Origin of the sequence: Burkholderia catarinensis, from assembly GCF_001883705.2 — a bacterium.
GTDB lineage: Bacteria > Pseudomonadota > Gammaproteobacteria > Burkholderiales > Burkholderiaceae > Burkholderia > Burkholderia catarinensis.
This window is the reverse complement of sequence record NZ_MDEQ02000001.1, coordinates 538,888-556,796: the sequence shown is the minus strand read 5'-3', so window position 1 is coordinate 556,796 and position 17,909 is coordinate 538,888. Positions and strand designations below refer to the sequence as shown.

The following is a 17,909-nucleotide window of genomic DNA, read 5'->3' as shown; positions in this document are numbered from 1 at the left end:
ATTCCGCGCGGGGCGGCGTTCAGCGCGGCCGCGCCATCTCCAGGTCCGGCACATCGTCGCCGAACGTCGACGCGACGAGCGTGCGCATCGCGGCGACCAGCAGCGTCGGCGCCGACTGGTTGAACGTGCAGCGCTCGCCCGCGGCCGGCACGGCCCGGTGCAGCACGGCCCGCCACGCGCCGCGCCCGCCGTCGCGCTCGAACGCGGCGAACGGCAACCGCTCGACGATCGGGCCGCCGTCCGTCCATGACGACGACGGCGCGAACGGCACGCTCGTGCCGCCGGCGTCGCGGATCGCCAGGCATACGCCGTCCGCGACGCATGGCGCACCGAAGCTTTCGGCCATCGCGACCCAGTAGTCCAGCGATGCACCGATCAGGTCCTGAACCTGCATCACGCCCTCCCTCGACGTCCAAAACGTCCAAAACGGCATCCTGGCGCCCGCGCCCGCACGCCGCATCACTATCGAATCGTGCTACGAATCGCCGATTCCTGCCTACAATGATCAGAATGCCTGTCGTCCGGCCAGCGGCGGACGACAACCGGATCCATACGGTGCAGCGCAGGCCGGTCTCTCGGGGGAAGCATGTCCACGCAAGCCAGAAAGCCACTGGTATCGCTCGTCGTGCCGTTTCACGACGAGGACGAAGCGATCGACGCGTTCTTTGCGGAAACGCTGCCCGTCCTCGAGTCGGTCGACGCGGTCCGTTTCGAGATCGTCTGCATCAACGACGGCAGCCGCGACCGTACGCTCGACCGGCTGATCGCGGTCGCGGCCGGCGACCCGCGCGTGCGCGTCATCGATCTCACGCGCCGTTTCGGCAAGGAGGCCGCGCTCACCGCCGGCCTCGACGAAGCGGCCGGCGCCGCGGTGATCCTGATCGACGCCGACCTGCAAGACCCGCCCGCGTTGATTCCCGCGATGATCGACCACTGGCTCGCCGGCGCCGAGGTCGTCGCCGCGAAACGCACCGACCGGCTGTGCGACCCGTACCTGCAGCGCGCGGCGGCCGCGCTCTACTATCGCGTGCACAACGCGCTGTCCGAAGTGGAGATGCCGGAGAATGTCGGCGACTTCCGCCTGATGGACCGCGAGGTGGTCGACGCGCTGCGCGCGCTGCCCGAGCGGCGGCGTTTCATGAAGGGGCTGTTCGCGTGGGTCGGCTTCCGCACCGCGATCGTCGAATACACGCGCGCGCCGCGCAGCGGCGGCCGCTCGAAATTCTCCGGGTGGCGGCGCTGGAACTTCGCGCTCGAAGGCATCACGAGCTTCAGCACGGTGCCACTGCGCATATGGACCTATGTCGGCCTCACGTTCGCGATGTTCGCGCTCGTGTACGGCGCGTTCATCGTCGTACGCACGCTGCTGCTCGGCAATCCGGTGCACGGCTACGCGTCGCTGATTTCCGTCGTGCTGTTCATGGGCGGCATCCAACTGATCGGCATCGGCGTGATCGGCGAATACCTCGGCCGCATCTATCACGAGTCGAAGCAGCGCCCGGTCTATCTCGTCCGGCGGCGCTACCGCGCCGAGCGGGACGCCATCGCGCATCCGGCGTCGAAGCTGCTGCAGTTCCCGCTCAAGCGCACGCACGCGGCCCGCCGCCGGACGGCGATGCCCGCGGCTGCCGGCCACGGCATCCGGAAAGCCTCGATCAAGTAACCGGGCACGCGGCGCATGGACCTTTCCCGGCAATCGCTGCAAGCGGCGGACCACCCCGTCCGCGCATGGCTGACGCCCCGACGCGTCGTGACGTACAGCGCATTCGTGCTCGTGTTCTACGCGCTGTTCGTCGTGATCTGGGCGTGGGTCGTTCATCACGCGCCCGGCACCGCCCCGTCGCGCCCGGGTGCCGATTACTCGATATTCTGGACGGCGTCGTACGTGATGCTGCACGGCTCGCCGTGGCAGGCCTACGATTTCCCGACCTTCTCACGGCTGGCGGCCGAGTGGTTCCCGCATTTCCGCCGCGACGACGTCGTCGTGTGGCTGTACCCGCCTACCAACCTGCTGCTCGTGACGCCGCTGGCGCTGCTGCCCTTTGCGATCGGCTATCCGCTGTTCGTCGCGTTCGGCGTCGTCGCGTTCGGTTTCGCCGCATCGCGCGTATCGGGCCTCGGCGCGATCCCCGGCGCGCGGCGCGTCGGCGCGTTCGCGCTGGTCGCCGCCCCGTGCGTGTTCGTCACCGCGACGTTCGGGCAGAACGCATTCCTGACCGCGTCGTGCGCGGCGCTGGCCGTCTACTGGGCCGACCGGCGGCCGATGTGGGCAGGCCTCTGCATCGGCCTGCTGTCGGTCAAGCCGCAGCTCGCGCTGCTGTTCCCGTTCGTGCTGGTCGCCGCGCGCGCATGGCGCGCGTTCGCGTGGTCCGCGCTCGCCACCACCGCGTTCGTCGCGTTGAGCGTACTGGTATGCGGCATCGAATCGCTGCGCCTGTTCGTCGCCGGCACGGCGCTCGTGCGGTCGCTCATCCTCGAGCACGGCGTCGTGTTCTGGTTCGTGTCGCCGACGCCGTTCGCCGCGTTCCGGCTAGCGGGCCTGCCGCTCGGCGTCGCGTATGCCGCGCAAGCGTGCATCGCGGCGCTCGCGATCGCGGCCGCATGCATCGTGTGGGCGCGCTCGCGCGAACCGCGCCTGCGCGCGGCGGTGCTGGCGGTTGCGACGCTCGCGGCCAACCCGTACGTGTGGCACTACGAGCTCGCGTGGCTCGGCATCGCGATCGCGTGCATGCTGGCGACCGGCTGGCGAGACGGCTGGCTGCGCGGCGAACAGACCGCGATCGCGCTCATGTGGCTGCTGCCGGCCGCCGAATACCTGAACCCGTGGTTGCAGTTGCCGCAGGTCGGCCCGGCCGTGACGCTCTTCGCCCTCCTCATGCTGCTGCGCCGCGCGCGGCCCGGCGCTCACAACGCGAGCCGCGGCGGCACGTACACGCCGTAGTACGGCCCGACGCCGGTCGCGACGCCGGTCAGCTTCACGCCGGCGACGAAGTGGCCCTGGATGTACTTGTTCGAGCCGCCGGACGACGCGTCGATATGGAACGCCGCGAACGCGACGATCGGCACGACGGTGCTGCTCGAGGTCTGCGTGACGACCGGCAGCACCACCGTCGCGCCGACCGGCACCGACGTGTAGAGCGTCGCCTTCACGCCGGTCGCGAGGTAGATGCTGTCGCCGATATTGAGCGTCGTCGGGTTGCCGGTCACCATCAGGCCGCCCATCGTCGTCGTGTCGGTCGCGGTCGACTGGAACGACGTCCACTGCCCGCCCATGCACAGCAAGCCATAGGTCTGGCCGTTCGTGATCGAGAACTGGAACGGCTGGCCCGTCACCGGATCGATCAGCGGCTGGTTGGTCACAGAGTTCCAGTACTGGTTGTACACGCACTGGTCCATCGCGACCGGAAACAGCCCGCCGGCCGCCACCCCGCCCGGCGCGGCCAGCACCGCCACCGCGGTCGCGCTGCCGGATGCGCCGGGTATCCCCAGCAGCCCACCGAGCAGCAGCGGGATCGAACCGCCGTTCACGCCGGGCGCGCGCGAGACGGTGACCTGCACGGCCGGCACGTCGTATGCGCCGGGCGTGATGGTCGTCGGCTGCATGGACGCGGGGCTGCGCTTCACGTTCCAGTATCCGGTGGCCACCGTGCCGGTCGACAGTTCGGCGCCGGCCGCCGAGTTCTTCGCGATCACGCCGTTCGCCGCCGGCGCGGCCTGCGACCAGTTCAGCGCGCCGCCGCTCGGCGACATCATCGCATCGGCCCCCGCGAGCGCGGCCGCGTCGGCGGCGTTCTGCAACTGGTTGCGCACCGCGGCCACCCATGCGATGTCGATCGCCAGCGCGCCGAACGACAGCAGCGGAATCAGGAACATCAGGAAGAACAGCGCGACCGAGCCGCGCTGCCGCGCGGGGCCGACAGGCCGCATCCCGCCCGCGTCATTCATAGAGCATCACCGAGGTGGCCGAGACCGTCACCGGGCCGGTGAGTACGCTCAACATAGAACCCAGCACCATCCCCGAATACGTGTAGGTCACCGTCACCGTCAGCGCGGTGCCCGCCGTCGTGCCGTTCGCCTGCGTCACGGTCACGGTCGGCGGCGTCGCGGTGCCGCCGGTGATCAGGCTGTTCTGCGTGTAGGTCAGCGCGACGTTGGCGATCTGCGTCGTGGTCAGCATCGGCACGCGCAGCACGACGCCGGCGCGCGCCGCCTCGCGGCTCGCGTTCGTGATGACGGCCTTGTCGCACAGGAGCAGGCTCGTGTCGATGATGCCGATCAGCACCATCAGCAGGAACGGCAGCATCAGCGCGAACTCGAGGGACACGACGCCGCGCGCGTGGCGTTTGCCCCTCGCCCCGCGTGTCATTTTGCGGCCCCCGCGCCCGGTGGCGCGACGCCCGGCTCCAGCGCCGCGCCGGACAGCGGCAGCGCGCCGCCGGCGCCGCCGCGCGCTGCGAGCCGCGCGCGCACCGCCTGGTAGAAGCGCAGGTTGTCGGCCACCGCCGACGCGGGCAAATCCGCGGACAGCAGCCGCTTCGCCGAATCGGTGTTGCCGAGCACGCCGTACGCGAACGCGAGGTTCTGGCGCGCCTGCCACGGCGCGTCGGGCAGCCCCGCGACGTCGAGCAGCACGTTCACGCCCTCGCGCGGCCGGTTGCTCAGCACCAGCGACAGCCCGAGGTCGATGCGCAGCCCCTGCGCGTCCGGATGCGCGCGCAGCGCGTCGCGATACACGACCTGCGCGTCCGCATGGCGACCCTGCAGGTCGAGCACGGTGCCGAGCCCTTCCGCCGCCAGCGGATGGTTCGGCTGCGCGGCCAGCAGGTCGCGATAGCGCTGGGCGGCCTCGTCGAGGCGACGCTGCCGCAACGCGACGCGCGCGAGCCCGAGCCGCGGGCCGAGCTCCGCGGGCGCCTGCCGCTGCGCTTCGTCGTAGAGGATCCGCGCGCGCTCCAGGTCGCCCGCGCGGTAGTTGACGTCGCCGAGCCCCAGGCGCGCCGCGAGCGACTCGGGATGCCTGGCGAGCACCTTCTGATACAGCGTCGACGCGAGATCGGCGTTGCCGCCGGCGAGCGCGCTGTCCGCGATGCGCAATTCGGCCTGCGGGTCGTCGCTCTTGTGCGACTGCACCGGCCGCGTCTGGATGCCCGGCGCGCCGCAGCCGCCGGCCAGCACCGGCAGCACGGCCGCAAGCGCGAGTGTGCGTACGACGGATCGTGTCATTTGAATACCTCGAGCAGACGAATCGCCGCCGGGCCCGCCGCGATCAGGCCGACCGTCGGCAGGATGAACAGCATCATCGGCAGCGTGATCTTCGGCGCGAGCTTCGCGGCCTTTTCCTCGAGCGTGACGATCTGCTCGGTGCGCTCGGTGCGCGACAGGGTCCGCAGCGCCTGCGTGATCGGCGTGCCGAACCGCTGCGACTGCGTGAGCGTCGTCGCGAGCGAGCGCGCCGACGCGAAGTCGACGCGCAGCGCGAAATGCGTGAGCGTCGCGGACACGTCGCCGCTCAGCGTGAGCTCGTCCGCGCACACCGCCAGCTCGTCGGCGAGCGGCGGGCAGATGCGCGCCAGTTCGTGCGCGACGCGCCGGATGCCCGACGCGAGACTGTTGCCGGCCATCGTGCAGATCACGAGCAGGTCGAGAGCGTCGGGAAAGCACGCGGCGATGATCCGCCGCCGCCGCCGGACCATCGCGCCGAGCACGTATTCGGGCACGATCACGCCGATCACGAACGCACCGACCATCGCCACCGCACGGATCACGAAGTGCTCGCCGAGACGCGGAATATACGGGCTGAACACGATCGCGATGCTCGCGAGCAGCACGCCGCAGCTCAGCTTGATGCCGATCATCGACGACACCGCGCGGCGCTCGCGAAAGCCCGCGCGCGTCAGCTGCAGGCCGAGCTTCACGCGCTGCATCGGGTCGAGCACCGGCAGCCGTTCGCCGAGCTGCGCGAGCCGGCGCGTCAGGTCCAGGCGGACTTCGCCCGGCTGCAGCCGTCCCGCCGCCAGCGACGGCGCGTGCTGCCCGGCCGCCTGCCGTGCGCGCGCGGCGATCCGCTGGCGCACGCCGCCGCCGGGCGTGGCGAGCGCCACCCCGACACAGGCGAGCAACAGCAGCAATTCAAGGCCGCGGGCGGCCAGTATCGACATCGTCATCGCGCGGTATCCAGTTTCGAGATCTTGCGGATCACCAGCAGCCCGACCGTCAGCAGCCCGGCCGCAATCGTCAGCATCGTGTTGCCGGCGTGCGTCGTGAACAGCAGCATGACGTACGAGCGGTTCACGAGGAACAGCGTGCCGATCATCACGAACGGCACCGCCGAAATGATGTTCGTCGTGATGCGCCCTTCGGCGGTCAGCGCGCGGGTCTTCAGGCGGATGTCGCGGCGCGTGCGGATGATGCTCGACAATTCGTCGAGCGTTTCGCCCAGGCTGCCGCCGGTCTCGCGCTGCAGCAGCAGGTAGACGGTGAAGAACGAGAAGTCCGCGATCATCAGCCGGTCCGCCGCGTGCGTCAGCACGTCCTTGAGGTCCGCGCCGACGCGCAGGCTGTCGCCCATCGAGCGGAACGTCGAGCGCACCGGCTCGGCCGCGCCGTCGCCCACCATGCTGATCGCCTGCGTGACCGGAATGCCCGCGCGCACGGCCCGCACGATCACGTCGATCGCGTCCGGGAACGCTTCGAGAAAGCGGACCCGGAAGCGCTCGACCAGCGCACGGTAGCTGGCGCGCATCGCGACCAGCGGCAGCCCGGCGTAGATCAGCGGACGCAGGAAACCCGGCGGCCCGATCAGCTTCACCGCGACGATCGCGGCAATCGCGCCGACGATCGTGCCGGCAACGACGATCCTCACGCCGCCTTCACCGCCTACCGCGCGCACGCGCGTCACGCGGCGCTGCAGCCATGTGCGCACGCGGCCTTGCCGGTGTTCGAGGCTGAACAGCGCGACGCCGGCCGCGGCCAGCGCATGCCCGTCGCGGCTCGCCAGCGTCGGCGACAACCGGCGCATCCGTGCGCGAATGCGCTGCGCCGGCGTGCGGTTCGCGCGATCGAACAGCGACGACAGCCCGAACCCGATCGCGAGGATCACGACGAACGCGCCCAACGCGAACAGGTCGGCGGCCCTCATTGGCGGAACACCTCGGCGAGCGCGTCCTCGACGCCGTAATACGCGGCGCGCGCCGCGAACGACGGCCGCAGCGGCGATGCCTCGAACACGCCCTTGACCGCGTCGCGCGTCGTATCGCCGTCCTGGCGGAACGCGAACAGGTCCTGCGTGATCACCACCTCGCCTTCCATCCCGACGATCTCGGTGATCCGGGTCACGCGCCGCACGCCGTCGCGCATCCGCTCGATCTGCACGAACAGGTGCACGGCGCTCGCGATCTGGCGCCGGATCGACAGCAGTTGCAGGTTCGCGTTCGCCATCATGACCATGCTTTCGAGCCGGCTGATTGCGTCGCGCGGCGTGTTCGCATGGATCGTCGTCATCGAGCCGTCGTGACCCGTGTTCATCGCCTGCAGCACGTCGAACGCCTCGGGACCGCGAATCTCGCCGAGGATGATGCGGTCGGGCCGCATGCGCAGCGCGTTGCGCACGAGGTCGCGCTGCGAGATCCCGCCGAGCCCCTCGGTATTCTCCGGCCGCGTCTCGAGGCTGACGACGTGCGGCTGCAGCAACTGCAGCTCGGCCGCATCCTCGATCGTCACGATCCGTTCGTGCTGCTCGATGTGCTGCGACAGCGCGTTGAGCAGCGTCGTCTTGCCCGAGCCGGTGCCGCCCGAGATCACGATGTTCAGCCGGCAGGCGCACGCGACCTTCAGCACCTGCAGCATCGGATGCGAGATGTTGCCCTGATGCACCATCCGCGCGAGCGTGATGTCGCGCTTCGCGAACTTGCGAATCGAGATCGACGGGCCGCGCATCGCGATCGGCGGCAGCACGACGTTTACGCGGCTGCCGTCGGCGAGACGCGCGTCGACCATCGGGCTGCTCTCGTCGACGCGGCGCCCCACCGCCGCCGCGATCCGCTGCGCGACGCTCGCCACGTGCGCGTCGTCGCGGAACTTCAGCGACGTGAGCTCGAGCCGGCCCGCGCGTTCGACGTAGACCTGGTCAGGCCCGTTGACGAGGATGTCGGTGACCGTTTCGTCGGCGAGCAACGGCTCGATCGGCCCGACGCCGAACATGTCGTTCAGGATCGCATCGACGATCAGCACCTGCTCGCCGGCCGTGATCTTCAGGCGCTCGCGCTCGACCGTGTGCGCGGCCACTTGCTCGATGCCCGAGCGTACTTCGTCGCGCGTCTTCATCAACGCCGCCGACATGTTCATCGAAGCGAACACCGCGCTGCGGATCGCGTCGAATTTGTTCGAGCGGATCAGCGTCTCGTGGGTGTCGGCGGCCGCGGGCGCGCGGGTCGGCAGCGGCGTGGGCGTGGGCGCAGGCGCGGCCGCCGGGGGCGGCACGGGCTCGCGCGCCGTAGTGGAAGCGGTGGAAGCGGCGGCCGGCGCGGGGTCGGCCGGCGGCCGGTTGCGGGTACCGAACGTCACGATCCTTTCCTCCACTTGAAGAACCGCGCAAACCACGGCTCGGCGACGGCCATCGGTTCGCCGGTGATGCCGTTCGCGAGTTGCCGGATCCCGTCCAGGAAGCCATGTCGCTTCCCGCCTTCGATCGGCTCGCCGAGGTTTTCGGCAACCGCCAGCGTCTGCGGCTCGTTCGGCAGTTCGTGCATCGCACCGCCGAACGCCTCCTCGAAATCGACCGGCTCGACGCGGCCCGCGACCGGCGCGAGCGGATTGTTCAACACCATCGACAGCTGCCGCTCGCCCGGCAGTTCCCGCACGAAGCGCGCGAGCCGCGCGGCTTCGTACGCGGCGTGCACCGAGCGGTCGGCCACGAGATGGACGAGATCGGACGCCTCGAGCGCGTCCTCGAACAGCTTGCCGGCACCGCTCCCGACATCGAACAGCACGTAGTGGAAACGGTCCTTCAGCATGTCGACCAGGCGCGCGACCGCCTGATCGCTCAGCGGTGCGTCGGCGCCGTATGCAAGCTCGGCGGACAGGATGTGCAACCGGTCGCCCTTCGTCACGAACATGCGCTCGAACAACGCGTCGTCGGGACGCTGCTCCATGCTCAGCAATTCGATCAGCCCGTTGTTGCTGGACAGCCCGAGCATCGAGTTCGCGCCGCCGCCATGCAGATTCAGGTCGATGTACGCGACACGGCGGCGCTTCTCGCCCGCCAGGCAGCGCGCGAGATTCACCGCGATCGTGGTCGCGCCGACGCCGCCGCGTGCGCCGACGAAGCTGACGATCTTGCCGGTGCGCGCCTGCACGACCGATTCCGTCGCCGTCAGCGCGCGCCGCATCAGCTCGACGGTCAGCGGCTTGACGATGTAGTCCTGCACGCCGATGCCGAGCAGGTTGCGAAACAGCCCGACGTCGTTCTGCGTGCCGATCGCGATGACCCGCACCGACGGGTCGCACACGTCGGCGAGCCGCATCAGGTCCGACACCGGCAGCACCGAATGCGACACGTCGATGACCAGCTGGCGCGGCGAACGCTCGTACAGCTGCAGCAGCCGGATCGCGTCGTCGCAGGTGCCCGCCTGGACGTGGGTGCGTGTGATCGACAGGTCCTGCGCGACGCGGCTGATCACGTCCTCGCTGCCCGAATCGGACACGACCGCAACGAGATCCGCCACGCCGGCGGACGCGGCGTGCCTGGCGTTCTGGCGGTCGAGGATGTTCATGGTCGGCATCGCGATGGCATCAGGGTCCGTTCAATGGCCGGGAGCGCCGGTCGTCTGTGTCGTGCCGGGCAGCGGCTGCTTCACGCGATCCTCGACGTAGCGGCGCACCGCGCCGGCCGCGGCCTCCGCGTTGGCGCCGCCGTACGGCACGGGCGCGACGAGATCCTCCGGCCGCGCAAGCATCGCCGCGAGGTTCGTGTAGGTCGCGCAGCCGAACGGCACGCCGGGTCGCCCGAACCCGGCGTCGACGAGATGCGACGGCTGCATCAGCGTCGCGCAGTCGGGCGGCACCGCGTGCGCGCCGTCGAAACCGATCGCCCGCGCATCGGGCAAGCTGACCGGCGGCGGCGCCGACAGGCAGCCCGCGAGCGACAGCGACAGCAGTGCGGCAACGGACGGTCGAATTCGCATGCGCGCTCCTCCGGTTCAGTACACGAAGCCCGCCGCGCCGACGAGGCGTGGCGTGTCGCCTGACAACAGGTCGAGCCCGAGGTTGCGCTGCACCGCGAACTCCAGGTCGCTGCTCGGCCGTGCGACGGTGTCGATCGCCTGCTCGAGCTGGCCGGGCCCGGTCGGCTGCACGATGTACGGCGTGACGATCACGACCACCTCGGTCTTGTTGTCCTGGAAGTTCTTCGACGAAAACAGCCGGCCGATGATCGGCAGCCGGCCGAGCCCCGGGATCTGCGACACGGTGTCGGCCGTCTGGCTCTGCAGCAGCCCGCCGATCGCGAAGCTCTGCCCGCTCGACAACTCGACCGTGGTCTCGACGCGCCGCACGGTGAACCCCGGCACCTTGACGCCGCCGGTCGTCACGCTGTTGCTCGCGTCGACCTCGCTCACCTCCGGGCGTACCTTCAGGCTGATCCGGTTGTCGGCGAGCACGGTCGGCGTGAAGTCGAGCGACACGCCGAACGGCTTGAACTCGACCGTGATCGCACCGGTCGTGGTGCCCGCCTGCGCGACCGGAATCGGCACCTCGCCGCCCGCGAGGAAGCTCGCGGTCTCGCCGGACATCGCGGTGAGGTTCGGTTCGGCGAGCATCGTGATCAGGCCCTCCTGGTCGAGTGCGTCGAGCACGACGTCGATCGACCAGCGCCCCGCGTGAAACCCGCCGAGCACCGAATACGCGCCGGTCGGCGACAGGTTGAACAGGCCGTTCGTCGGATCGAACAGCGTGCGCCCGTTGAACAGGCCGCCGACGAAGTTGCCGGCGGCGCCAAGCGAGCTCCAGTTGATGCCGAGCTGCTGCGTGACGTTGCGGCTCACCTCCGACACCCGCACGCGCAGGTTCACCTGGATCGGGCGCGACAGCGTCAGCCGGTTGACGATCTTTTCCTTGTCGTGCAGGTATGGCGCGAGCGACTGCATCACGGCGTCGGCGTCGGCCGCGCTCGGCACCTTGCCTGTCACCATCAGCGAGCCCGGCGCGCCCGACACCGACAGCTTCAGCTGCGGAAAGCGGCTGTCGAGCACGCCCTGCAGCGACGCCGTGTCGACCTGCACGATCACCGTCTTGCGCAGGATCGGGCGATGGTTCGCGCCGAGCGCGATCAGCGTGGTCGTGCCGGCCTTCTTGCCGAACACGAACACGGTGCGCGGCGACGGCACCTGAATGTCGGCGATGGACGGATCGGCGACGAACATCGCGACTGCCGGCTCGGGCAGCGACAGCAACTCGCCCTTGCCGGTCGCGATCGACAGCGCCGCGCCCGCGTCCGGCGCTCGCGCGCCCTGCGCGGACGCGCCCCCGGACGCAACGACGCAGGCCACGCACCAGAAGGCGATCCAACGAACCATGCGCACCATGCGAGTTCCCGTCAAATCATCCGTCATTGCACCGCCGCCCCCGGCGGTTGCACCGCCGCATCCGCGGCGACATTGCCGCCGCCCGGCATCGCCGGCCCGGCCGGCAGCCCCGACGGCAGCGGCGGCAGGCCCGGCGTGCCGGCGCCGCCGCCGCGCGATCCGTCGTCGATCGACGAACCGCGATAGATCACCACCGCGTTGCTCCGCCACGCCGGCCGCGCGCCGGTATCCGGCCCGGCCGACGGCGCGCGCGCAACCTCGCGGGCCGCGCGCGACACGTCGCCGGCCCACACGGGCTGCGTGTCCGGCTCAGGCTCGTCACCGCCCGCCGGCTGCCGCCGGTCGCTCGTCGCGAAACTGCGCAGCGCGAGCGACAGCGAGCCGAGCCGGGTCGCGACCAGCACGACCTGCGCGGTGCGCGGCGCGACCTCGAGCGTGACCGTGCGTGCGCGGGCCGTCGCGTCCGGCGCGCTCGCGGGTGCCTTCGCGCGCTGGAATTCCGAGCCGACCGCGAGCACCCGCGTGCGCCGCACGACCGTCTCCGCCTCGAACGTGCCGGGCGACGTCGCCGAACCGCCGATCTGCTGCGTGAGCACCACGTCGACGAAGTCGCCCGGCTGGATCAGCCCCGCGTTGCCCGACACGTCGTCGACCGGCACCGAGATCGCGCGCATGCCGGGCTGCAGCGCGGCCGCGAGAAAATCCGGTGCGCCGGCCGGAATCACGTTCTCTGCGCGAATCGGTGCGCCGGCTCCGACGCGGTTGCGCAGCAGCGCGCCTTTCAGGTCCGCGCCCGGCTGCGACTCGACGAACGCGCCCGGCGGCACCTGCGCGCGCGGCAGGCGCTTCCAGGCAAGATCGTTGTCGCGCAGCAGCAGCCCTTCCGGCAGATCGGCGGCCGCGACGCGCACGCGGGCCTGATCCGTTTCGGCGGGCGCCGGCGGCGTCGACGCGGCGACGTACAGTTCGCGCAGGATGAACGCGCCGATGCCGGCGGCAATGACAAGCACGGCCATTCTCAGCGGTTTGGGCATGGCGGCGTGCGTCCCCCCGGGCTAGGTAAGCGAAACCGCATGCGGAAACGACGCCCAGACGGCCAGCGTGCCGCCGAGCGCGAGCGCGACGCCGTACGGCACGCCGCGAACGGCGACCGCGCGAACCGGCGCGGCGCGCCGCTGCCGGGCGACAGCCGCGAGCACGGCGAGGCCGCACAGGGTGCCGCCCGCGCCGACGATCGTCAGCACCGGGAACGCCAATGCCGGGCCGGCCCACAGGAACACCGCCGCCGCCAGCTTGACGTCGCCGCCGCCGATCCAGCCCGCGTGGCGCATGCCGCCGAACAGCAGCAGCATCGCCGCACCGGTCGCGACATGGCCGGCAAGCGGCGCGAGCCCGTCGCGCGCGAGCGCCGCCGCCGCGAAATACAGCATCGCGAACGCCAGCACCGCGCGATTGGACAAGCGCCGGTCGCGCAGATCCTGCGCCGCGAGCGACGCCAGCACGACCGTGGCCACCGACTGCACGAGATAGAGCATGGGAAGGCCGTTCGTCGGCGCGCCCCGGCTGGATACGTCGTACCGCTGCGGATCCGTGTGTTCGTCGGCGGCGCGCGGGTTCAGGAGATCAGATCAACGCCGTGACCTTGTTGATCAGTGACGTGAATATGCTCTGCAGGCCTGAAGTGCCGCTGAGGTAAGTACCAACCGCCGCGAGTGCGACCACGATGATGCCGGCCAGCACTGCATATTCAAGTGAACTGACGCCACGTTCGTCGCGCAGCAGGGACTTGACGTATTGCAGCATGACAACCTCCGTGAGACGGGGTCGGTGACCGACCGTTGAACGTAAAGACGCTCCGTTGTTCCGGTGGTTGCGCATGGCGGGCGGCCCTGGCATGAGGCCGTTCGCATCCCCCGGAATCTCCTCGATTACTGCGACGCGCGATATGCAACGACGATCTCCATCGTTTCATATGTGCATCTGTTGCGCGATCGGTCCAGCACGATGTCGATCGCGATGATTCGTCTAGGGTATAGACAATTTTCCAGGCGAATTCAAATTATTTAGCGTCGGAGTGCATTTATGGATGACACCCTGCAACGATGAAAGCCAGCCGTTCATTTGCCGTCGTTTTTTTCGTGGCATTTTGCGTCCATCGCATGCCGGAGTGTCATGCCGGAGTAAGTATGTCAACTGTCGCGGCGCGTCATTTCCCGGCTGGCAGTCGAACCGTTTTCATTCGATTTTTCGGCATGCCGGACCGATTCGCATTCACCCTGTCGCGCGGCCTTTCGCGAGCGTCCCGTCGGTCGTCCATCCGCGCGACGCCCGGCCGGTCCGGTAAATATGACGGGCTCGTATCACATTTTTTCAATTGCCTTTCCCCATCTCGTCGCCCGGATTCGGCGATCGATTTCAATCAACAATAATTGGAATCCTGAATGAATTTCCGATACATGTGAATTCGGCTCTCGCCCGCAAAGAACGGCGCGCCCGGCGCGGCAACCCGCCAAGCGGCGATAAGCATAGTTCAAATCGTTGCTTGTCCCGCGTCGGACGCGTCCACCAGAATGGCACGACGCTTCCCGGCCCGATTTCGCTTACCCGCTACCCGACGCACCATGACCGATCGATTCATGCTTCCACTGCGCCTGCTGCGATCGCTGCTGATCGCGTCCCTCGTTGCGTTGCCGGCCGCCGCCGCGCACGCCGACAAGCCCGCCACCGTCCGCATCGGCGTCGCCCAGCAGGGCGCCGGCGATCCGCCGACCTTCGGCGGATCGAGCGCCGCCACCGCGCAGTTGCAGCAGCTCGTCGAAAAGGAATTCGCGGCCGACGGCATCAAGGTGCAGTGGCTGTTCTTCAAGGGTGCGGGGCCGGCCGTCAACGAAGCGATCGCCAACCACGCGCTCGACTTCGCGTACCAGGGCGACCTGCCCGCCGTGCTTGCCCGCGCGAACGGGATCAAGACGCGCCTGCTGCTCGCCGCGAGCGTGCGCTCGGGCGTCAAGATCGCGGTGCCGCCCGATTCCACGATCCGTTCGATCAAGGACCTGAAAGACCGCCGCGTGTCGATCTTCCGTGGCACCAACCTGCAACTCGTCGCCGACAACGCGCTCGCGAAGAACGGCCTCGGCGAACGCGACCTGCGCGTGATCAATCTCGACTCCGCGAGCGCGCTCGCCGCGCTCGCGTCGAAAGGCATCGACGCGTCGGTGGGCGACTACCAGTTGTACAAGCTGCGCGACGCGGGGCTCGCGAAGATCATCTACGAATCGCAGAACGACGGCCCGCAGTTCACGCGCCAGACCCACCTGCTCGTGCTCGACGATTTCGAGCGCGCGCATCCGGACATCGTGCAGCGCGTCGTCAACGCATTCGTGAAAGGCGCGCAATGGTCGTCCGACGAGGCGAATCGCGATGCGCTGTTCAAGCTGTGGGCGAGGAGCGGCGTGCCATATGCGTCGTGGCAGGCCGACTACGCGAACCAGCGCCTGAAGGATCGCCTGTCCCCGCTGATCGACCCGTTCGTCGTCGCGCGCTACAAGGCCGTCGCGCAGGATGCGCTGCAGCTGAAGCTGATCCGTCAGCCGGTCGACGTCGACGGCTGGTTCGAGCCGAAATATCTCGACAACGCGCTGCGCACGCTGAAGCTCGAAAACTACTGGCAACGCTACGACGCGGCCGGCAAGCCCCTCTCCTGACCCGGACCTGCCCCGATGAGCGACACCGCGTTTCCCGTCCCGTCGTCCGAGCCGCATGCGCTCGCCACGCAGCTGCACCGTGCGGCGGGCGTGAAGCGGCTGTCGTGGCGGCTCGCGCCGTGGGTGCTGCCCGTGCTGCTGTTCGCGCTGTGGACCGCCGGCAGCGCGCGCGGCTGGATCGCACAGCAGATTCTGCCGCCGCCCGAACGCGTGTTCGACGCGCTCGCCGAGCTCGCGACGAGCGGCGATCTCGCGCGCCACACGCTGGTCAGCCTGCAGCGCGTGCTGGTCGGCTTCGCGGCCGGCACGCTGCTCGGTTTCGCGACCGGCGTCGCGCTCGGCCTGTCGCGCACGCTGGAGGCCTACGTGCTGCCGAGCTTCAACGCGCTCGTGCAGATTCCGGTGCTCGGCTGGCTGCCGTTCCTGCTGCTGCTCGTCGGCGTCGGCGAACCGCTCAAGTACCTGCTGATCGCGCATGCGGCGCTCGTCCCCGTCACGCTGAGCACGTTGCAGGGGTTTCGCCAGACGCCGCCCGCACTCGACGAAGTCGCGCGCGTGTTCGGCTACACGCGCCGGCAACGCATCGTCCACGTCGTATTGCCGGCCGCGATCCCGACGCTCGCGACCGGCGTGCGGCTCGCGTTCACGAAGTCGTGGCTCGCGCTCGTCGTCGTCGAACTCGTCGCGTCGTCCGAAGGGCTCGGCTACCTGATCGTGTACGGGCGGCAACTGTTCCAGCTCGATCTCGTGATGGCGGCCGTGGTCGTGGTCGGCGCGGTCGGCCTGCTGATCAACCGGCTGCTCGACGCGCTCGAAGCGCGCCTGCGCCGCGGCGTGCCGTCCGCGTTCCGCGGCTGACCCGGCCTGCCCGCCCAACCGAAGGAGCTCCACCCGTGACGCATTCCGCCACGCCGGACGATACGCCGCCGGCCGCCGCGGCCGCCCGCCACCTGCATGCGCCCGACTGGCGCGGCTTCGTGCTGCCGCTCGCCGCGTTCGCGCTCTGGTGGGCCATCGCTTCCGCGCACCTCGTGAAAAGCGGGCTGCTCGTCGGCCCGGCCGACGTGCTGCGCACCGCGTGGGCGCAGGCCACGAGCGGCGCGCTCGGCCGTGCGCTGTCCGCCTCGCTCGCGCGCGAGGCCTGCGGTTTCGCGATCGGCGCGACGGGCGGGCTGCTGCTCGGCGCCGCGCTCGGGCTGTCGCGCATCGCCGCGCGCATGATCGGCCCGAGCTTCGACACGTTCAAGCAGATCTCGCTGTTCGCGTGGATTCCACTGATTTCCGTGTGGTTCGGCCTCGGCGACGTCGCCAAGGTCGTATTCCTGTCGCTCGCCGCGCTGCTGCCCGTCGCCGCGCACACGTGCGACGGCATTCACGCGGTACCGCGCGCGTATGTCGACGTTGCCCGCGCGCTGCGCTACTCGCGGCTTCAGCTCGTCCGCCATGTGATCCTGCCGGCCGCACTGCCGTCGATCTTCACCGGGCTGTATCTCGGCCTGATCTATTCGTGGCTCGCGACGCTCGGCGCCGAATACCTGCTCGTCGCCGGCAGCGGGATCGGCAACACGCTGATCGACGGCAGCGAGCAGTTCCGGATGGATCTCGTGCTGTTCGGGATCATCGTCGTCGGCGCGACCGGCTGGGCACTGAACGCGATCGCGCGGGCGATCGAGCGCAAGGTGCTGGCCCGGCGCGGCGACCTGCCGCGCTGATCGCCCTTTCCTTCCCTTCCCTGCCGCAACCTTCCTCGCACCGCCATGACGACCCTCGCCTCCGATTCGCTCGACATCCTCCATGTGAGCAAGCGCTACGCACAACGCGGCGCATCGCTCGCCGTGCTCGACGACGTGTCGCTGCATGTACGCGCCGGCGAATTCGTCACGATCGTCGGCGCAAGCGGCTGCGGCAAGTCGACGCTGCTGCGGCTGATCGCCGGGCTCGACGCCGACTACGCGGGCGAGATCCGCGCCGGCGAGGAACGCGTGCGCGACACGTCGCTGCAGCGCGGGATCGTGTTCCAGGATCACCGGCTGTTCCCGTGGCTGACCGTCGAACAGAACATCGGCGCCGCGCTGCGCAATGCGCCGCTCGACGCAGCCGCGAAGCGGCGCGCGGTCGCGGACCACATCGCGCTCGTCGGGCTGAACGGCTTCGAGCACGCGTATCCGAACCAGTTGTCGGGCGGGATGGCGCAACGCGTCGCGATCGCGCGCGGCCTCGTCAACCGCCCGCGCGTGCTGCTGCTCGACGAGCCGTTCGGCGCGCTCGACGCGCAGACCCGCGCGCGGATGCAGAACGAACTGCTGCGCATCTGGGAACGGGAGCGCATCACGATGCTGCTCGTCACGCACGACGTCGACGAAGCCGTGTACCTCGGCGACCGCGTCGTCACGATGGCGCCGCGCCCGGGCCGCATCGAGCGCATCGTCGATGTCGCGCTGCCGCGGCCGCGCCGGCGCGATTCGCCGGAATTCGCGCGGTTGCGTGACACCGTGCTCGCCGCTTTCGACGACCGCGACCCGCCGGACGACGACCGTACGGGCGGCAAGCGTATCGACACGGCGCGCCCGCACCGGATCGGCGAATGGCGGCTTGCATGGTAGGGGCATGACGCACCGCATTGCTC

The 17,909-nt window shown here is 69.8% G+C and carries 19 protein-coding genes; 6 read left to right on the top strand and 13 right to left on the bottom strand.

What is annotated here, in order from left to right:
• Positions 1-19: 19 nt before the first annotated feature.
• Positions 20-394, bottom strand: a complete 375-nt coding sequence (locus BFF94_RS02485; protein ID WP_219138941.1) for a phage protein NinX family protein — start codon at positions 392-394, stop codon at positions 20-22.
• A gap of 192 nt (positions 395-586) precedes the next feature.
• Here BFF94_RS02485 and BFF94_RS02480 point away from each other — a divergent pair, with 192 nt between their 5' ends.
• Both BFF94_RS02480 and BFF94_RS02475 read left to right on the top strand, forming a co-directional pair.
• Positions 587-1,663, top strand: coding sequence for a glycosyltransferase family 2 protein (locus BFF94_RS02480; RefSeq protein WP_128847377.1), 1,077 nt, complete (start codon positions 587-589; stop codon positions 1,661-1,663).
• Positions 1,664-1,678: 15 nt separating this feature from the next.
• Positions 1,679-2,941: a glycosyltransferase family 87 protein gene (locus tag BFF94_RS02475; protein WP_128847380.1), complete on the top strand. Its 1,263-nt coding sequence runs from the start codon at positions 1,679-1,681 to the stop codon at positions 2,939-2,941.
• On the opposite strand, the gene BFF94_RS02470 is transcribed toward BFF94_RS02475, so the two are convergent.
• The 12 genes from BFF94_RS02470 to BFF94_RS02415 all read right to left on the bottom strand — a co-directional run bounded on the left by BFF94_RS02470 (position 2,905) and on the right by BFF94_RS02415 (position 13,382).
• Positions 2,905-3,945: a TadG family pilus assembly protein gene (locus BFF94_RS02470; protein ID WP_128847383.1), complete on the bottom strand. Its 1,041-nt coding sequence runs from the start codon at positions 3,943-3,945 to the stop codon at positions 2,905-2,907. The genes BFF94_RS02475 and BFF94_RS02470 overlap by 37 nt on opposite strands.
• Positions 3,938-4,366, bottom strand: coding sequence for a TadE/TadG family type IV pilus assembly protein (locus BFF94_RS02465; protein ID WP_128847386.1), 429 nt, complete (start codon positions 4,364-4,366; stop codon positions 3,938-3,940). The genes BFF94_RS02470 and BFF94_RS02465 overlap by 8 nt, the downstream gene beginning before the upstream one ends.
• Positions 4,363-5,223, bottom strand: a complete 861-nt coding sequence (locus tag BFF94_RS02460) for a tetratricopeptide repeat protein (protein WP_219138940.1) — start codon at positions 5,221-5,223, stop codon at positions 4,363-4,365. The genes BFF94_RS02465 and BFF94_RS02460 overlap by 4 nt, the downstream gene beginning before the upstream one ends.
• Positions 5,220-6,164, bottom strand: a complete 945-nt coding sequence (locus BFF94_RS02455) for a type II secretion system F family protein (RefSeq protein WP_219138939.1) — start codon at positions 6,162-6,164, stop codon at positions 5,220-5,222. Before BFF94_RS02455 ends, BFF94_RS02460 begins: the two co-directional genes overlap by 4 nt.
• The gene (locus tag BFF94_RS02450; RefSeq protein ID WP_128848710.1) at positions 6,161-7,138 is read right to left on the bottom strand and encodes a type II secretion system F family protein; all 978 of its coding nucleotides are present in this window, start codon (positions 7,136-7,138) and stop codon (positions 6,161-6,163) included. The genes BFF94_RS02455 and BFF94_RS02450 overlap by 4 nt, the downstream gene beginning before the upstream one ends.
• Positions 7,135-8,562 carry a TadA family conjugal transfer-associated ATPase gene (locus tag BFF94_RS02445; RefSeq protein ID WP_219138938.1) on the bottom strand — a complete coding sequence of 476 codons (1,428 nt, stop codon included), beginning with the start codon at positions 8,560-8,562 and terminating at the stop codon, positions 7,135-7,137. The genes BFF94_RS02450 and BFF94_RS02445 overlap by 4 nt, the downstream gene beginning before the upstream one ends.
• Positions 8,559-9,779 carry a CpaE/TadZ family protein gene (locus BFF94_RS02440; RefSeq protein ID WP_128848144.1) on the bottom strand — a complete coding sequence of 407 codons (1,221 nt, stop codon included), beginning with the start codon at positions 9,777-9,779 and terminating at the stop codon, positions 8,559-8,561. The genes BFF94_RS02445 and BFF94_RS02440 overlap by 4 nt, the downstream gene beginning before the upstream one ends.
• A 21-nt stretch (positions 9,780-9,800) precedes the next feature.
• A complete protein-coding gene (locus tag BFF94_RS02435) occupies positions 9,801-10,181 on the bottom strand; it encodes a CpaD family pilus assembly lipoprotein (RefSeq protein ID WP_128848141.1) in 381 nt (126 codons plus the stop codon).
• A gap of 15 nt (positions 10,182-10,196) precedes the next feature.
• Entirely contained in the window at positions 10,197-11,579 is a 1,383-nt protein-coding gene (locus BFF94_RS02430) for a type II and III secretion system protein family protein (RefSeq protein ID WP_219138937.1), read from the bottom strand.
• Positions 11,580-11,602: 23 nt separating this feature from the next.
• Positions 11,603-12,613 carry a Flp pilus assembly protein CpaB gene (cpaB, locus tag BFF94_RS02425; RefSeq protein WP_219138936.1) on the bottom strand — a complete coding sequence of 337 codons (1,011 nt, stop codon included), beginning with the start codon at positions 12,611-12,613 and terminating at the stop codon, positions 11,603-11,605.
• Positions 12,614-12,634: 21 nt separating this feature from the next.
• A complete protein-coding gene (locus BFF94_RS02420) occupies positions 12,635-13,114 on the bottom strand; it encodes an A24 family peptidase (RefSeq protein ID WP_219138935.1) in 480 nt (159 codons plus the stop codon).
• 88 nt (positions 13,115-13,202) lie between these two features.
• The gene (locus tag BFF94_RS02415; RefSeq protein WP_128847877.1) at positions 13,203-13,382 is read right to left on the bottom strand and encodes a Flp family type IVb pilin; all 180 of its coding nucleotides are present in this window, start codon (positions 13,380-13,382) and stop codon (positions 13,203-13,205) included.
• A gap of 833 nt (positions 13,383-14,215) precedes the next feature.
• Between BFF94_RS02415 and BFF94_RS02410 the strand changes: the two genes are divergently transcribed.
• Genes BFF94_RS02410 through BFF94_RS02395 form a run of 4 tightly spaced genes read left to right on the top strand, consistent with a single transcriptional unit; the run spans position 14,216 to position 17,886 of the window.
• Positions 14,216-15,283 carry an ABC transporter substrate-binding protein gene (locus tag BFF94_RS02410; RefSeq protein WP_219138934.1) on the top strand — a complete coding sequence of 356 codons (1,068 nt, stop codon included), beginning with the start codon at positions 14,216-14,218 and terminating at the stop codon, positions 15,281-15,283.
• Positions 15,284-15,298: 15 nt separating this feature from the next.
• Positions 15,299-16,141, top strand: a complete 843-nt coding sequence (locus tag BFF94_RS02405; protein WP_128847879.1) for an ABC transporter permease — start codon at positions 15,299-15,301, stop codon at positions 16,139-16,141.
• Between the two features lie 35 nt (positions 16,142-16,176).
• Positions 16,177-16,995 carry an ABC transporter permease gene (locus BFF94_RS02400; RefSeq protein WP_219138933.1) on the top strand — a complete coding sequence of 273 codons (819 nt, stop codon included), beginning with the start codon at positions 16,177-16,179 and terminating at the stop codon, positions 16,993-16,995.
• A 45-nt stretch (positions 16,996-17,040) separates the two neighbouring features.
• Positions 17,041-17,886, top strand: coding sequence for an ABC transporter ATP-binding protein (locus BFF94_RS02395; protein ID WP_128851362.1), 846 nt, complete (start codon positions 17,041-17,043; stop codon positions 17,884-17,886).
• The last annotated feature ends 23 nt before the right edge of the window (positions 17,887-17,909 follow it).

Coding starts and splice junctions, on each gene's coding strand:
- BFF94_RS02470 (WP_128847383.1), bottom strand. CDS start 3,945: ATGAATGACGCGGGCGGGATGCGGCCTGTCGGCCCCGCGCGGCAGCGC.
- BFF94_RS02435 (WP_128848141.1), bottom strand. CDS start 10,181: ATGCGAATTCGACCGTCCGTTGCCGCACTGCTGTCGCTGTCGCTCGCG.
- BFF94_RS02460 (WP_219138940.1), bottom strand. CDS start 5,223: ATGACACGATCCGTCGTACGCACACTCGCGCTTGCGGCCGTGCTGCCG.
- BFF94_RS02415 (WP_128847877.1), bottom strand. CDS start 13,382: ATGCTGCAATACGTCAAGTCCCTGCTGCGCGACGAACGTGGCGTCAGT.
- BFF94_RS02475 (WP_128847380.1), top strand. CDS start 1,679: ATGGACCTTTCCCGGCAATCGCTGCAAGCGGCGGACCACCCCGTCCGC.
- BFF94_RS02455 (WP_219138939.1), bottom strand. CDS start 6,164: ATGACGATGTCGATACTGGCCGCCCGCGGCCTTGAATTGCTGCTGTTG.
- BFF94_RS02485 (WP_219138941.1), bottom strand. CDS start 394: ATGCAGGTTCAGGACCTGATCGGTGCATCGCTGGACTACTGGGTCGCG.
- BFF94_RS02395 (WP_128851362.1), top strand. CDS start 17,041: ATGACGACCCTCGCCTCCGATTCGCTCGACATCCTCCATGTGAGCAAG.
- BFF94_RS02430 (WP_219138937.1), bottom strand. CDS start 11,579: ATGGTGCGCATGGTTCGTTGGATCGCCTTCTGGTGCGTGGCCTGCGTC.
- cpaB (WP_219138936.1), bottom strand. CDS start 12,613: ATGCCCAAACCGCTGAGAATGGCCGTGCTTGTCATTGCCGCCGGCATC.
- BFF94_RS02405 (WP_128847879.1), top strand. CDS start 15,299: ATGAGCGACACCGCGTTTCCCGTCCCGTCGTCCGAGCCGCATGCGCTC.
- BFF94_RS02420 (WP_219138935.1), bottom strand. CDS start 13,114: ATGCTCTATCTCGTGCAGTCGGTGGCCACGGTCGTGCTGGCGTCGCTC.
- BFF94_RS02440 (WP_128848144.1), bottom strand. CDS start 9,779: ATGCCGACCATGAACATCCTCGACCGCCAGAACGCCAGGCACGCCGCG.
- BFF94_RS02465 (WP_128847386.1), bottom strand. CDS start 4,366: ATGACACGCGGGGCGAGGGGCAAACGCCACGCGCGCGGCGTCGTGTCC.
- BFF94_RS02410 (WP_219138934.1), top strand. CDS start 14,216: ATGCTTCCACTGCGCCTGCTGCGATCGCTGCTGATCGCGTCCCTCGTT.
- BFF94_RS02450 (WP_128848710.1), bottom strand. CDS start 7,138: ATGAGGGCCGCCGACCTGTTCGCGTTGGGCGCGTTCGTCGTGATCCTC.
- BFF94_RS02480 (WP_128847377.1), top strand. CDS start 587: ATGTCCACGCAAGCCAGAAAGCCACTGGTATCGCTCGTCGTGCCGTTT.